Source organism: Microbulbifer maximicatervae (SeqCode) (assembly GCF_052468295.1).
In genome coordinates this window covers 1,413,704-1,429,271 of sequence record NZ_CP174340.1, presented here as the reverse complement: position 1 = coordinate 1,429,271, position 15,568 = coordinate 1,413,704, and the positions used below count along the sequence as shown (strand labels likewise).

General features: G+C 44.7%; 10 protein-coding genes. 8 read left to right on the top strand and 2 right to left on the bottom strand.

All coding sequences use genetic code 11. From position 1 onward, the window contains the following. Positions 1-5 precede the first annotated feature (5 nt). A complete protein-coding gene (locus tag ACJJIQ_RS06630; RefSeq protein ID WP_445364085.1) occupies positions 6-1,205 on the bottom strand; it encodes an acyl-CoA dehydrogenase family protein in 1,200 nt (399 codons plus the stop codon). A 468-nt stretch (positions 1,206-1,673) separates the two neighbouring features. On the opposite strand from ACJJIQ_RS06630, the gene ACJJIQ_RS06625 reads away from it, so the two are divergent. The 8 genes from ACJJIQ_RS06625 to ACJJIQ_RS06590 all read left to right on the top strand — a co-directional run bounded on the left by ACJJIQ_RS06625 (position 1,674) and on the right by ACJJIQ_RS06590 (position 14,309). Beyond that, positions 1,674-3,551 (top strand): acyl-CoA synthetase, encoded by a 1,878-nt coding sequence (locus ACJJIQ_RS06625; protein ID WP_445364084.1) that lies wholly within the window; start codon positions 1,674-1,676, stop codon positions 3,549-3,551. Between the two features lie 55 nt (positions 3,552-3,606). Next, on the top strand, positions 3,607-4,809 hold the full coding sequence (locus tag ACJJIQ_RS06620) for a 3-oxoadipyl-CoA thiolase (protein ID WP_445364083.1): 1,203 nt from the start codon (positions 3,607-3,609) through the stop codon (positions 4,807-4,809). Between the two features lie 62 nt (positions 4,810-4,871). Beyond that, positions 4,872-6,974 carry a 3-hydroxyacyl-CoA dehydrogenase NAD-binding domain-containing protein gene (locus tag ACJJIQ_RS06615; protein WP_445361692.1) on the top strand — a complete coding sequence of 701 codons (2,103 nt, stop codon included), beginning with the start codon at positions 4,872-4,874 and terminating at the stop codon, positions 6,972-6,974. Positions 6,975-7,056: 82 nt separating this feature from the next. Next, on the top strand, positions 7,057-7,986 hold the full coding sequence (locus ACJJIQ_RS06610) for a DMT family transporter (RefSeq protein ID WP_445361691.1): 930 nt from the start codon (positions 7,057-7,059) through the stop codon (positions 7,984-7,986). Positions 7,987-8,010: 24 nt separating this feature from the next. Further along, a complete protein-coding gene (locus ACJJIQ_RS06605) occupies positions 8,011-8,460 on the top strand; it encodes a PaaI family thioesterase (RefSeq protein WP_445364082.1) in 450 nt (149 codons plus the stop codon). 1,214 nt (positions 8,461-9,674) lie between these two features. Further along, the gene (locus tag ACJJIQ_RS06600) at positions 9,675-10,616 is read left to right on the top strand and encodes an IS1595 family transposase (RefSeq protein WP_445362153.1); all 942 of its coding nucleotides are present in this window, start codon (positions 9,675-9,677) and stop codon (positions 10,614-10,616) included. A gap of 479 nt (positions 10,617-11,095) precedes the next feature. After that, positions 11,096-12,991: an acyltransferase family protein gene (locus ACJJIQ_RS06595; protein WP_445364081.1), complete on the top strand. Its 1,896-nt coding sequence runs from the start codon at positions 11,096-11,098 to the stop codon at positions 12,989-12,991. A gap of 1,156 nt (positions 12,992-14,147) precedes the next feature. After that, on the top strand, positions 14,148-14,309 hold the full coding sequence (locus tag ACJJIQ_RS06590) for a hypothetical protein (RefSeq protein ID WP_445354025.1): 162 nt from the start codon (positions 14,148-14,150) through the stop codon (positions 14,307-14,309). Positions 14,310-14,717: 408 nt separating this feature from the next. On the opposite strand, the gene ACJJIQ_RS06585 is transcribed toward ACJJIQ_RS06590, so the two are convergent. Next, positions 14,718-15,188, bottom strand: coding sequence for a hypothetical protein (locus ACJJIQ_RS06585; protein ID WP_445364080.1), 471 nt, complete (start codon positions 15,186-15,188; stop codon positions 14,718-14,720). Positions 15,189-15,568 lie beyond the last annotated feature (380 nt).

Here is a 15,568-nt window from a genome sequence, read left to right as displayed (position 1 = left end):
TGCATTTACAGGCCAAGTACCCATTTACTGATAATATTTTTCTGAATCTCATTACTTCCGCCATAAATTGAGGATTTACGGTTGTTTAAGTAACGAGGCACACTGCTGGCAATAACACCGGGACCCACCCATTCTCCGTCAAACCCGCTCCTAAACTGCTCTCTCACAAACGGCATTCCGTAGTAACCCGCAGTCTCCATATACAGTTCATCGATAAGTTGAGCGACTTCGGTTCCTTTGATTTTAAGGATGGAGGATTCCGCTCCTGGGGCACCACCTGTACTTACCGCCGCAAGCGTACGTAGTTCAGTAAACTCCAGGGCCAAGAGATCAATTTCAACTTCGGCAAGTTTTTGGGCAAAAGCCGGGTTCTCAAGCAGACTATTTTCTCCATCGCAGGTCTCTTTGGCTAAATCCTTTAGCGTTTGTAAGCGTTTCTTGGATTTTGCCACCCGCGCAATACCGGTGCGTTCGTGGGTTAGCAAAACCTTGGCGTAAGTCCACCCTTGCCCCTCCTCGCCAATACGGTTTTCTACCGGTACCCTCACATTATTGAAATGGACTTCATTTACTTCATGGTGACCACCCAAGGTCATAATTGGCGAAACCGTAATACCAGGGTGTTTCATATCAATTAGCAAGAAGCTGATAGCAGCCTGGTTCTTTACTTGAGGCCCACCAGTACGAACCAAACAAAATATCCAGTCTGCAAAGTGACCCAAGGTATTCCAGGTCTTGGTGCCGTTGACAATATACTCATCGCCATCACGGACAGCTGTTGTTTTTAAGGAAGCTAAATCTGAGCCAGCATTTGGTTCCGAATATCCCTGACACCACCAGACATTACTTGCCAGGATGTCAGGCAGAAATCGTTGCTTTTGTTCTTCACTACCGTAGGTAAAGATCACTGGAGCAACCATTTTTAAGCCGAAAGGAATCAACTCTGGTACACCATAGTTAGCACATTCGTCTGCCCAAATGTGTTTCTGAGTAGGTGTCCAACCGGTACCTCCATATTCAACCGGCCAATTCGTAGCTGCCCACCCTTGCTCATAGAGTATTTTTTGCCAGCGAACAAAATCCTCTTTCTCCAGGGGGATTTCCTTCAGGGTTTTCTCTCTAATATCTTCAGGAAGTTTCTCTTGGAGAAACTGCTGGACCTCCTGCTGAAAAGCTAACTCTTCGGGAGAAAAATCTATATTCATTCGCCTGCTCCTTTATTAGTCGGCGCATTGAACAGCAGCTCCTACAAACTGCTTCTATCACAATCTTGCGCAGCAAAAATACGCAATCTTTTGAAAGGTCCCCGGTACAGGCGGAACTAGTGTTTAACAGATTCACCTCGACAAGTTACTTAATTGCCTTTGAATCGATCCCAACGATTTAAATTATTGGCGCAAAATGCCTTTAGCGAAATAAAAAACGGAGCATTTCTAGCGCCAATCAACTCCAGATAGGCACACAAATCAACCACTCGGAAAATAAAACAGGAAAAACCTCAACAACATGGCGCTTCTTTGTTTTTTATAAGTTATTTTGCGCCATTTTCCATTAAAAAATGCACTAGACACTTCTTAATAGGTAAAACACTAACACCTTATTCCGCAGAGTGGAATGCTGTATTCACTTTTGCTATGGTCGTCACCATAATAACCAAAGTGAGAGAAGCCCCCATGTCGATCACGCCCATTCAATCCTCCGATACAATGTTGCAGTCACTTGCTGAAATTCAGGAATATGAAAAAGTCCCCCTTTCGCAGCGATACCCCTGGGAAAGCACTTTTGATTTAATCCGGCAATCTGCCCGCCTCTACCAACATGACTCGGCCATCGAATTCCTGCCAACGGCCGCACCTGACGAAGACACGGTTAAAGTAAGTTTCTCCGAGTTATCCCAGCGAGTGCACCAGACTGCCAATCTTCTTCACTCCATCGGTGTTGAGCCGACCAATACAGTGACTTTACTACTACCCAATTTGCCAGAAACCCATTTTGCACTTTGGGGAGGCCAGGCAGCAGGTATTACCAGCCCTATTAATCCGTTGCTGGAACCCGAACATATAATCGAAATTATGAATACCACCAGGGCTAAAGTCCTGGTCACTCTTGGCCAAGATCTTAGCGAGGAAATATGGGATAAAGTAACGCAAATTCTCGAGCAAGTTCCCACATTAAAAACTCTGTTACTAATCAGTAAAAAGCCAATTAGCAATACTCCAGTCCCAGCGGGTATTCACGCAGATAATTTTGTCTCAGCTATATCCCAACAGCCGGACGATCATCTAAAGAGTGAACGTTATATCCAGGGGAGTGAAACCGCTAGTTATTTCCACACCGGGGGCACTACTGGAAGACCTAAAATAGCCCGCTTAACTCACAGCAATATTGCCTTCGTCGCTCAATTAAGTGCTGATACGTCATCCAGTAAAGGGCGCTTCGCTACCCTGAGCGGACTTCCGCTGTTTCATATTTTCGGTACGGTTGTTGCGGGTATTGGCACCCTATTGGCCGGACGCACAATTGTTATCATGACACCCTCTGGTTTTCGCTCACCCAATGTCCTACCAAATTGGTGGCATCATGTTGCGCGTTTTCAGGTGAAGGGCTTTGCCGCCGTCCCCACCATCCTCGGTGTATTGATGCAAATTCCAGTGGATGACAATGACATCAGCTGTCTGACAGACATTGGCTGTGGAGCCTCCACCCTGCCAACGGGGTTGAAGAATGCCTTTGAGGAGAAGTTCAACGTCCTTGTCAGTAATGGCTATGGCATGACGGAGTCCAGCTGCCTTTTAGCTCGCCCTCCTACCGATATGCAAGCCCCTGAAGGCAGCGTCGGCCGGCGATTGCCTTACATGGAAATGAAAATTGCCGAAGTAGACGGTACCCGACTGGTTAGAACCTGCAATACAGGAGAGGTGGGCATAGTACTCGCGCGCGGGCCACATATTTTTTCTGGCTACTTATCAGAAGAGGATAATGCTAAAGCCTGGGTCGATAAGTCCTGGTTTAATACCGGCGATATGGGATATCTCGATGGAGATGGTAACCTGTTCTTAACTGGGCGGGCCAAGGATTTAATTATTCGCGGCGGCCACAATATAGATCCTGCTCTGATCGAAGAACCATTATCCCGTCACCCTGCCGTTGCTATTGCCGTTGCAGTTGGTCAACCAGATGCTTATGCCGGAGAAGTTCCAGTAGCTTACGTTACCCTGTTTCCATCCACTAACCCGCCCACAGAAGAACAACTCATTGACTATTGCCGCAGCCAAATTTCTGAACGTGCAGCCATTCCTAAGCGCGTGGAAATTATTGATGAGATTCCACTCACTGCTGTAGCCAAAGTATTCAAGCCGGCTCTGCGCAATCGCGCTACCGAATATGTCGTAGGCCAGGCATTAGAGGAAAAAAGTATTACCGCTAAGTTTTCCGCCCACTTCGATGCATCCCTTGGCCAGGTAGCAAAAGTTCAACTTGAACAAGCCTCCAGCAAAGCCGATGTAGAGGAAGCCCTGGAAAATTTACCCGTGGCTTTGGAGTTTGAATAAAAGAAATTAACGCATGACTCAATGCACCTAGAACTCCAATATCGGAAATTTCACTATGTCACATGCCTATATTTATGACGGCGGCCGCAGTGTTTTTGGCCGCCACGGGGGCAGTCTTTCCTGTATCCGGCCCGACAACCTGCTTGCCCATGTCATCAGGACCCTGACTGAAAGAAACAATTTTAACCCTCAACATTTTGAGGACGTTATTGCGGGCAATACTAATCAGGCGGGAGAAGACAGTCGCAACGTTGCCCGATTTTCAGGCCTGCTAGCAGGATTGCCCATATCCACAGGCGGCATAACGGTAAATCGCCTTTGTGGTTCCGGCTTGTCCGCTATAGCAGATGCCGCTCGCTGCATTCGCGCTTCAGAAGGAGAGCTATTTATCGCAGGAGGTGTCGAATCAATGAGTCGCGCCCCCCTGGTTCTCTCCAAAGCCAACAGTGCTTTTGATCGAAATCAGGTATTGGCAGATACGACCCTAGGCCCCCGCTTCACCAACCCAGACATTGTTGCTGAGTATGGAAGCCACAGCATGCCTCAGACCGCAGACAATATTGCATCAGACCTGAATATTTGCCGGGAAGAGTGCGATACATTTGCATTGGTATCACAAACTAAATACGAGTCGGCACGTACCGATGGCTTCTTTGTCGATGAAATTATTCCCATCGAAGTACCCCAAGGCCGCAAGAAGCCAGCGCGTCTTATCGATACGGATGAACATCCCCGTCCCAATGCAACATTGGAGCGACTTCAAGCCCTACCCGCGCTTTTCGAAGATGGAGTGGTTACTGCCGGCAACGCTTCCGGCATCAACGATGGCGCGGCGGCACTCATTATTGGTAGCGCCGAAGCCGGCCAAGCAGCAGATCTAAAGCCTAGGGCACGTATTCTCGCCAGCGCCATTGCAGGAGTAGAGCCGCGGGTAATGGGGTTGGGCCCGGTACCGGCTACCCGTAAAGCCCTTGCCCGGGCAGGCTTGGAGCTTGGGGATATGGATATAATGGAGTTCAACGAAGCTTTTGCGGTACAGGCTATGGGCTGCCTCAAAATGCTCGAAATTGATTATGCAGACCCACGGGTGAACCCCAATGGTGGTGCCATCGCTGTTGGCCACCCCTTGGGGGCCAGTGGTGCCCGTATTTTGCTAACAGCGTTGCGTCAACTGGAACGTACCGGCGGGCGCTATGCACTGGCCACCATGTGTATAGGGATTGGCCAGGGGATCGCTGTAATCATAGAACGCATATAAACCTGATTAGATGTAAATAAAACCGAGACCGAACAGTTGTCACTTAAGATCTGGAGATAGCAATGTCTAGTGTAAGTTATGAACTCATTGGCGATATCGGTGTAATTCGATTGAACAACCCTCCTGTGAACGCCCTCTCTCACGGCTTGCGTGAAGGCATTTGGGGAGCGATTAAGAACGCTCAAGGCGATGCATCTAAAGCCCTGGTGCTAGTGTGTGAAGGCCGAACTTTTATCGCTGGTGCGGACATTACGGAATTTGGCAAGCCACCACAGGCGCCCGCCCTATCAGAAGTGATTGAGGAAATAGAAAACTCCTGTAAACCAGTGATCGCCGCCATTCACGGCACGGCACTCGGCGGTGGATTCGAAGTGGCTCTAGCCTGCCATTACCGCTGTGCAATAGCATCGGCCAAAGTGGGACTGCCAGAAGTCAAACTGGGATTACTGCCAGGAGCCGGTGGCACCCAGCGCACCCCACGCTTGGCTGGTGTTGCCGCTGCACTGGAATTAATCACAAAAGGCAGCCCTATACCGGCCTCTAAAGCCAAAAGTATGAAGTTAATAGACCGGGTTATCGAGGAGGACTTGTTAGAGGGAGCCCTCGCCTTTACCCGTGAATTGATAGCAAATGAAGCTCCTCTCCGCCGAGTCAGAGACATCGCAATAGATCCTGACAGCATTCCTGAGGGGGTATTTGATGATTTCCGCAAGCGCCTTGAAAAGAGATCACGAGGTCAGCTTGCACCGCAACATATTGTTACCTGTATAGAGGCCGCAGTTCACCAGCCTTTTGATAAAGGGCTTGCTAAAGAGCTCGACTTGTTTATCGAATGCCTGCTTTCCAGCCAATCGGCCGCCCTCAGGCATTTATTTTTTGCCGAGCGCACTGCAACCAAAGTCACAGGCTTACCAAAAGACCTACCCACCAGGGAGATAAAGAGCGTGGGCATTATCGGTGGAGGCACTATGGGCGGAGGCATCGCCATGAACTTTGCCAATGTCGGTATTCCAGTCAAGCTGGTAGAAGTCGATCAAACAGCGATAAATCGAGGGCTAGCAGTGATCGACAAGAATTACACCATCAGCATGCAGAAAGGGAAACTCACAGAAGGTCAAAAAACTCATTGTCTCTCGTTGATTTCCGGCACAACTGACTACGCAGACCTAGCTGATGTAGACCTGGTCATTGAGGCCGTATTTGAAAATATGGAGCTCAAACAGGAGATTTTTGCCAAATTGGATCACTCCTGCAAACCCGGTACCATCCTTGCAACCAACACTTCCTACCAGGATATTGATCAAATTGCAGCTGCAACCAACAGGCCTCAAGACGTTATCGGGATGCATTTTTTCAGCCCTGCCAATGTAATGAAACTACTCGAAGTAGTTCGCGGCTCGCAAAGTGCTGACGATGTAATTACCACTGCCATGCAGCTCGCTAAAACGATCAAGAAAGTACCTGTACTAGCGGGAAACTGTTACGGCTTTATTGGCAATCGCATGTTGCGCCCCTATGGCAGAGAGTCGCAGCTGTGTTTAATCGAGGGCTCAACCCCGGAGCAGATTGATTCGGTTATGCAGTCTTGGGGGATGGCTATGGGCCCTATGGCCGTTGGAGATCTAGCGGGACTGGATATCGGCTACAAGGCGCGCCAGGGCCTGAGCGAATCAGAAAGAGGAGAGCCAAAAACTTACTGTATTGCAGATGCCCTTGTTGAAATGGGCCGCCTGGGCCAGAAAAGTGGAGCCGGCTACTATCGCTACGATCCCGAAACTCGCGCTCGCAGCAGCGATCCGGAAGTACTGAAAGTCATTGAAGCCCAAGCTAAAAGTCAAGGGGTTGTAAGGCGGGAAATTTCCGACGAGGAGATTCTAAACCGCCTAACTTTCGCGCTGATTAATGAAGGAGCCAAAATCCTGGAGGAAGGTATAGCCCAACGTCCGAGTGATATAGACGTTGTATATGTTTACGGTTATGGCTTTCCGCCCCATCGTGGAGGACCTATGCACTATGCCGACAGTATCGGCTTGAAGGAAATCTACGAAAAAATATGTACTTTCCGCCAGCAGCATGGAGATACCTACTGGACTCCAGCCCCTTTACTGGAACGGCTAGCCCAAGAGGGAAAAACATTTGCGCAATGGGCTGATGGCAAAATCTAAGTTTGTAAACTATAGGGGAAGCCAGTATGACTACTGGCTTCCCACTTTACCTGCTGCAGCCAAATAAAGAAGTTGTGTCACCATGAGTAGGCCTGATGCCTTAGTCGAAGTACAATCTCCACCAAGTCAGCCACTCCGTACGGATATCCAAAACTGGAAGGGCATTGGTTTTGCATTGGCTACCGCGCTGGTAGCAAGTACAGCGGCCGCAGCCAGCAAATGGGTGTCTACCGCGGTCCCCGTGCCATTAATTACGCTCAGCCAATACAGTATCTGCCTGATACTGCTAACCCCATGGCTAGTGCGACAAACACCTCGACACCTTACCACCCAACACTGGAGAACCCACCTAATACGCGGTTTTGCTGGGTGGTTATGCTTTTTCACATATTTTTCTGCCCTAAGCAAAATTTCACTAATGGAAGCAGGGTTATTGCGTAATGCAGCTCCCATTTTTGTTCCCCTTATTGCCTGGCTTTGGGCTCGAGCACAGATCCCCATAACCCACTGGCTACCAATCTTACTGGGCTTACTCGGGATCACCTTGATTCTTCAACCCAACGTGGACGGTATTAGTAGCGGCCATGCCCTCGGCCTGATTTCTGGGCTTACCCTGGCTGCCTCTATGGTCGGAACACGAATTTTGTCCCATACCGACCGGCCCAGCCTTATATTGTTTTACTACGTATTAATCTCGTTTGCGTGCAGCCTGCCCCTGGGTATCTATTATTGGGAACCAGTACCTTTATGGACACTCCCCTATCTTATTTTCAACGGTGTGTCTGTACTCTTGGCTATCTGGCTGTACACCAAAGCATATAGCTATGCAAAACCCAGCGTGGTGTCACCAATCAGTTACTTTGGTGTGGTTATTGCCGGACTTCTAGGTTGGCTCATTTGGCAGCACTTACCTAACACTATTGCACTGGTGGGGACGCTGATTGTTATCAGTGCAGGATTGCTCACAGTCTACCTATCAACTCAGAAAACAAATTGTAGCGGCCCATCATAAACTTACTTTCTAAGGTGAAATTGGATGAATTGGCAGAACAAGAAACAACCCCCGTTCAATGACCATCTAGGTGTAACCATAGATAATTGGCAGGAAGGCAATGTGGCAATCAGCGTAGAAGTACAACCGGAACACCTGAATACCCACGGTGTGCCCCACGGTGGTTTTATTACAACATTAATCGATATCGCTGGCTCTTACTGCGGCCTCTACTGCCCCCACCCCAACCGCCGTCGTAGAGCTTTTACACTTTCTTTAACAGCAAATTTCACCGGTCAGGCAAAAACTAATCAACTCACTGCGATAGGTAAGCTAACGAGTACTGGACGAAAGATCTTCTATTCATATACAGAGGTATACGATAGTGAAGGAACTTTAATTGCTACTGGCCAAATGACTATGCGCTATCGTGGTGGCAGTGAAACATTGAATGGTGAACTGATTGAAAAGGAATCTTACGAAGCTGCTGAATAGATATTCTAAGTATCTATCCACTTTACCATAAAGTATCTCCAGACTCTCACCGCGATGCGGCACTAGGTCGCAATGATCAGCGGCTCAATTAGCTTCACCGAAACTACTAGAAATGACATAAACGAAATAGGTCTTAAAATTAGAAGAGGGTCTTCCTTAGAGAAAGTAAACATCCATTGAAATTTCTCTTATTCTAACTTAACATTCAATACATATATGCTTACTGTGAAACTGGCTTAAATTCTCATTTAATGTTGCAGCCTATAAATCCACATCAGATAAATATTGATTTCTATATGCATTTAAATACGAGCCAAAATTTTCATACTATCTTAGATCCCTCACCAAGCTAAGAAAAGATATCATATACTATTGATCCATGCGGAGAACTATAAAACCAACAACTCTCCAGCTGCAAAAAATGAAATGCCAAAGAAATACATCAAAAACATAATATACCCATTTAAATTAGCTTGTTTTTCGCATGAACCACCAAATGAACAAGTCACCCTTCTACTGTATTTAACCTTGATAAACTAGTGTCACCGTTATTTCAGTATGGTTATATTTGAATTTTTAGGGTGCATTTATAGTCAGTCGGGGCCGGAGCGAAAGCCATACCATTCAAGGGCTAACAATGATTATTCACGAATAGTACGTGCCCCCCTTTGGGAGGAGGCAGGTGAGCTAATTATGACTCCAATTATTATAATAGAAGCTATTCTGTTACTAACGCCCCATAAAGCACGCTCTGCAAGGGCATTTTTGTTAACCGGTACAGATCTCGACCGTCGCGAGTAATTAGCTTGACTCAAGTCGGCCTATTTAATGTTACGCGCAGATCATTGATAAACATATTGAATACATCAGATATAAATCTCAGCTGATCGATTTAAATCTTATTTCCTTTATTCACGCCCATAAGTTCCAGCAGAACATTTTTTGGACTGACTCGCAAGCAAACTGACAAATGATGAATGTTACAAAAACAACCCTGCTATGCATATCATCTGACATTACAGTATTCAACTTAATCTTCAGTTTTTCGTGAAATTTTATTAGGATGAATATCATCTGAATCAACAACAACTTTTCCTTCCTCCAACTTTTTACTAATTTTTGGCAATAAAGATTTTCCTAATTACCACTCTTGCTAAGTTATGCGTAACTGTATATAAATACAGCTATCTCGTTGATCTGCAAGGGAATACGCCATGGCTCGCAACAAGGTACAGTTTCAGAAGGGTATTAGTTTGACCCAATTCCTCAAAATGTACGGCAGCGAGGAACAGTGCTTCGATGCACTGTCGCAGTGGCGTTGGCCCAATGGCTTTAGTTGTCCTCACTGCGGGCATGACAAGCATTGCGACCTCGCTTATCGCAAGCTTAAGCAATGTAACCATTGTCGGCGTCAGACATCGATTACCTCTCGTACAATTTTTGACTCCACGAAGCTCCCCCTCACCACCTGGTTTCTCGGTATTTTCCTGATTACTCAGGATAAGAAGGGCATTTCCTCTATGGAGCTATCTCGACATCTAGGTATCTCTTACAACGCAGCATGGCGTATGAAGCAGAAACTCATGCAAGTGATGATGGAGCGAGACCAACGATACAAACTGTCCGGTTTTATTGAACTAGATGATGCCTATCTCGGTGGTGAGCGTACTGGATGCAAGCCCGGGCGCGGAGCCAAGGGTAAAACTCCCTTTGTGGCGGCCGTTGAAACAACCAAGGAGGGACGCCCAACCCGTATTAAGCTCTCAATTATCAAGGGCTTCAAAAGCAGTGAAATTTCAACCTGGAGTAAAAAGTACCTTTGCAGTGGCAGCACAGTCATCTCAGATGGTCTTCCATGCTTCAATGCCATTAAGGAGGCCGGTTGTGTACATGACAAAATTGTTTGTGGTGGTGGCCGAGCTTCTGTTGAAGAGCCTGAGTTCTATTGGGTAAATACAGTACTTGGTAATTTAAAGAGTGCGCTACGTAGCACTTACCATGCTATTAGGCCGAAATATGCACAGCGCTATTTGGCAGAATTTCAATATCGCTTTAATCGGAGGTTTGATTTGTCGGCACTCATTCCAAGATTGATTTACGTCTCTCTTCGGACACCACCGATGCCAGAAAGGTTGCTAAAAATTGGCTTAGCATAAGTGGTAATTAGGAAGATTTTTATGTTGGACGACTTCCAAGATACGTGATATTAGAAAGGAAAGTATTAAGCAACTCTGTGATTGAACGCTCTTAACCCTCTACGTTAATTCTAGAACTCATACTGGCATGGAAACAATTAACGATTTTAATACAAAACTACTTCAAGCGTATGCCAAGGATCGGCTTGAAACCAGGTTTTGAGCTAAAATATGGGAGATGGTTACCGGTCGTTACTAAATGAGCCGACTTTGAAAGATTGGTGATACTATTATATTATTTGAAGTTGGCTGTGGATTGTCTGACTTAGGGCTTGCCTTATAGCGTAAACGTTGCATTTGGGCCTGAGGGTTAACTACTACCTATTTGGCGAGAAAAAACTAACTACTTACCAATATGACTTTATTTCTCTCTACCCTTGAAAACATTAACCGGGAATTGCTTTATATTCTAACTCCTTATAGATGAGAATATTCTTCTAATGCATGAATACAGAAAAGAAATTGACGGATTAAGATTCTTGGCTGTTGCTCCCGTAATTATCTTTCACTATCATCCGGCCACACTGCCTCTGGGTTACTTGGGGGTAGATCTTTTTTTTGTGATCTCTGGATATTTGATCACCGGGCTGATAATGAAAGATGCCGATAAAGGGAGTTTCAATTTAGCTCACTTTTACATCCGACGAATTAGGAGAATTTTACCGGCCGCATTGGTCGTATTCCTTTTTGTGTTAATTTCTGGTCTGATTTTTTTCATCTCTTCAGATTTAATCAGATTATCTACAAGCCTGCTAACAAGCTTATTTTTTGTTTCCAATATATACTTTTGGCGCTCAGGTGGTTATTTTGGTGCTAGTGATGAACTGAAGCCTTTATTACATTCTTGGTCCTTGAGTATCGAAGAGCAATTTTATCTTGTTTTCCCTTGCACGCTATTAATGCTAACCAAATTATCCAAAAATAAGAAGTTTTATATAATCTTAGCTTGCTTAGTTATATTGACATCCATCAGCCTAAATATATTCATTCTTTCTATCGGGGGTGAAAATCCTGCTTTTTTTCTTACACCCACACGAATCTGGCAGCTTGCAATTGGCGTCCTGGTTGCTCTATTAGCTTATAGAAACCCACAGCAAAATAAAAACATAAATATTCTGCTATCTTACCTGGGGTTTGGGATGATCATAGTCGCGTATTCATATCCCGAAAACTCGATTATTCCAGCTATTTTGATAACGACAGGGACAGGACTAATGTTGTATCAACCCATTGGTTCGCAAAGTTTGCTATATTGTATCTTAACTTTATCAGCAATTCGTTTTATAGGCCTTATTTCATATTCCATGTATTTGTGGCACTGGCCAGTTATCTCTATCATTAAATATGTTTATGTTGATCCACCTAGTAATTATGTATTGATATTAGGATTCTTATTTACATGCCTTGCTTCAGCTTTGACCTGGAAATTTATTGAAATTCCTTTTCGCAACAAATATCCTGATAAACTTTCCATACTATTGATTGCCCTGTTATATATCTTGATCGTCGCATCGACCGCACTAATTTTTAGCTTTAATGGATTTCCTAAGCGTCACCCTCCATTAGCAAATAATTTTTCGGAATCGATAAGCTCTAACTTTCGTTGTGGGGTTAGAGAATACTTACCTTTTGGTGCCTCTAGAGCTTGTTTAGTCGCAGGTGATAATAAGCAACCCTATTCAACAGTACTTTTGGGTAATTCTCATGCACAAATGTATGGTCCAGCTTTTGTTAATGCATTAAACAGTATTGATGAGAAAGGTCTAATTGTCCCTTTAAATAGCTGCTTGCCAACACTTAGAGTCAATCTCAGTCAAGATTGTTTGAGAAAAGCAAAAAAGAACTATGAAGCTATTGTTTCTAATAAGGAAATACAGAAGGTAATTATCGCACAAACTTGGCATTCTAATAGATATATTAGCTCTGAAGGTGGCCTTGTCAGTAGAAAAGCCAGGGAAGCTTTGGCTGAGGCTACGATTAGCTTTGTCAATCGATTGGAGAAGGCTGGTAAGATAGTGTATGTATTAGGGCCGATTCAAATACCTGGCTATAATTTTCCATCTACTCAAAGCCGAAAGTTGGCCATGGGGATCTATAATCCAAAGCATTTCTTTGTAGGAATTGAAAAATTTAATGAAGATTATCTTGACGTTGTTAACTACCTACATAGTAGATTGGGTGACCAACTGATGTTACCTCACCAGATTCTATGCCCAGAAAATACCTGCCTATTTTCTAATGGCGAGGTTTCATACTTTAGCGATAGTCACCATTTGAGTCCTGCAGGTGCATTACTTATGACTCCGTTATTTGATACGATAGTCAAGGGAACTTAAGTTAACTGTTAGGTTAGATTAAGTCGAGTATATAGTTTATTCAGGATATAAATAATGAGCATAAAATATAAACAAGGAACTAAAGCTGACTGTCATCCTGTAGCGGAACTCGATTACATAACATCCGACGGTGTTGTTGAGTATCTTTTACTCGATTTTATTCCCGACCAATCGCCCTTCGTTTCGGATAATAAGTGCCGTTAGTCCGGGAGGGTTCTTCTGATAGCGCCGGCACCTCTCCCGGCCAAGATATGATCTGAGGGAATTGTAATGATATTGCGGAGGAACAGCTTGGATGAAATCCCAGGGGCCTCGCGTAGCTTAAACGAGAAACAATATATAAAATAAGGCAATCCTTAGGAATAACTCGTGAGCCTTGAAGGCTAAGCCAGATCAGATATAGTTTAAACCCTATTTCCGGACACCCATCAAAGAAGTATATTTAAATGTCAAATTCATTGACATAATGTAGGGACTTCCACAAAGTACTGGATACAAAAACAGCCACCTCACCTAATTCCATGACCCTATCTCGATGCTCACAGATATCTCTTGATGCAATACCCTACTATCCCTGCGTCTCTCGCTGTTTACATAGGGCATTTCTTTGCCGAAAAGATGTTCAGCTTGGGAAAAACTATGAGTATCGACGTCACTGGATTGAGGTCGGAATGTAAAAACTGCCATTTTCGCCCTTGATATTGCAGCCTATGTAGTAATGAGTAATCATTACCATATCGTACTCTATATTGACTCAAATACAGCCAAAGCTTGGTCCGATACTAAAGTCATTCATCTCTGGCAGCGAGTTTTTTAGTACATCAATACTGGCTCAACGCTGTGATCAAGGTCACCCCCTTGATCACAGTGAAATGGAAAAGCTCAACGAGCTTATCGCTCTAACGAACCTATTGCTCGCCAGGCCAATGCAGAAGAGAAGTGTACAGGTCGCTTTTCCGAGGGGTGCTTTAAGTCCCAAGCTTCGACGGATGAGAGAGCCCTTGCCGCCTACATGACCTACGTCGATCTCAATCCTATCCGAGCCAAAATGGCAAAACCCCGAAAGATTCCAGTCACACTTCCATTCTACAGTGTATTCATGTTGCAACCACAGGTGAGCAGCCCAAAGACCTACTGCCATTTGAAGGAGGCGAACATGCGTAAGGGGTTACCCTTTCAATTGGAGCACTACCTGGAACTAGCGGGCTGGAGCGGTCGATATTTAGATCCCAGAAAGTGCGGCTCCATTAATGAGAACGCCCCCCATACTCGAACACCTAGGTATACCACCAAAACACTGGTTGTATCTCAGTCGTAATTTTGAATACCGTTTTAATGACCTGCTGGATCAGCAGAGACTATACCACAAGCTTGCATCAAGATCGGGAAACACAGGGTACAAAGTATCAGCAACTTCCAACACTACCTTTCTGCAACACCCTGCTAATTCTAACTCTCTCCAACCGCCTTCATTCCTTTCAGATTTTGCCTAAAACCTTAATTTTCAAATCCGAGGCATAATACTTGGTCTTTCATTACGCGTTAGTACCAATTTATGAAAACCAGTCGCCAAAGGGGGTACCTGCGCCTCAGCTGGCCCCCTACCTTTATCTATGGGTGTCCACAAGATCAACTTCAAGTCCGCTTAGAAAAGGAATTTGTTATGAAAAGTAGATATCTAATGCTGCTGTTTCCTTTTGTGCACATTATTATAATTAAGGCAAAATCAAGAATCTCCGTGCTCTTTAAGCTCTCCCAGTCGTCCTTTAAGATTTGTTTTTACTTTGAAGTATTCCTCGCAATCGATGCGATACTCTGAAGTGATCAACTTCATCGCAGAAATAGCGGATTTATGTGCGTAAGAAACCATTTGTATCGGATATACGCCTTTTGGGGAATTCAACAACTTTGGATACGTCATATCCATCAGCTGAGTCATTTCGCATACTCTACGAGGTGTTAGCATATCTGATTGAATGCTGTATTTAACAGCAACAGATGCAAAAGAAATCCAACCAACTAGTAAATTAGTGTATAACTGTGCCTCTCTATTTGGATCTATTCCTTTTTCAAGCAGGTCGTACATAAAAGCGAGATTGTTTTCATGTGAGGTTATCAAATCTCGAAACTCCTTATCTTCTGCAAAAACTGGCCTAGCTAAAACTAGTATTGCCATTAAAAACAAAGAACATTTCATAAGTTAATTACCTTTATATGTCACAACACAGGGACCACCAGAATTCTCTATTCTCATCCCAGTTTGTTTTGCAATAGTCATTAAATTAGCTCCACTCTTAATCGTATCATATGACTTCACAGAACTTACTACTGCAGTATTCACTACTGCACCAAGGAGCGAACTTTGTGCTGCACCCTTCGGAATATCTCCAAGTTGAGAAGAAAGCCCCTCATTAATTCTATCTATCGCGAGATTAATTCACCACAATATAGTTACTCAAAATTATTTATAGCATTAATAACTTCTTTAAGTAGTCCACTGATTGCCAAGCCCACGAGAGTATAACTCCCTAAGCCGGTGCTCTAGCGCGTAAATTGCCTTACGACCAAGTTTGAGAT

What these genes read in the sequence shown, in the direction of transcription:
- ACJJIQ_RS06630 (WP_445364085.1), bottom strand. Translation starts at nt 1,205, where the DNA reads ATGAATATAGATTTTTCTCCCGAAGAGTTAGCTTTTCAGCAGGAGGTC.
- ACJJIQ_RS06625 (WP_445364084.1), top strand. Translation starts at nt 1,674, where the DNA reads ATGTCGATCACGCCCATTCAATCCTCCGATACAATGTTGCAGTCACTT.
- ACJJIQ_RS06620 (WP_445364083.1), top strand. Translation starts at nt 3,607, where the DNA reads ATGTCACATGCCTATATTTATGACGGCGGCCGCAGTGTTTTTGGCCGC.
- ACJJIQ_RS06615 (WP_445361692.1), top strand. Translation starts at nt 4,872, where the DNA reads ATGTCTAGTGTAAGTTATGAACTCATTGGCGATATCGGTGTAATTCGA.
- ACJJIQ_RS06610 (WP_445361691.1), top strand. Translation starts at nt 7,057, where the DNA reads ATGAGTAGGCCTGATGCCTTAGTCGAAGTACAATCTCCACCAAGTCAG.
- ACJJIQ_RS06605 (WP_445364082.1), top strand. Translation starts at nt 8,011, where the DNA reads ATGAATTGGCAGAACAAGAAACAACCCCCGTTCAATGACCATCTAGGT.
- ACJJIQ_RS06600 (WP_445362153.1), top strand. Translation starts at nt 9,675, where the DNA reads ATGGCTCGCAACAAGGTACAGTTTCAGAAGGGTATTAGTTTGACCCAA.
- ACJJIQ_RS06595 (WP_445364081.1), top strand. Translation starts at nt 11,096, where the DNA reads ATGCATGAATACAGAAAAGAAATTGACGGATTAAGATTCTTGGCTGTT.
- ACJJIQ_RS06590 (WP_445354025.1), top strand. Translation starts at nt 14,148, where the DNA reads ATGCGTAAGGGGTTACCCTTTCAATTGGAGCACTACCTGGAACTAGCG.
- ACJJIQ_RS06585 (WP_445364080.1), bottom strand. Translation starts at nt 15,188, where the DNA reads ATGAAATGTTCTTTGTTTTTAATGGCAATACTAGTTTTAGCTAGGCCA.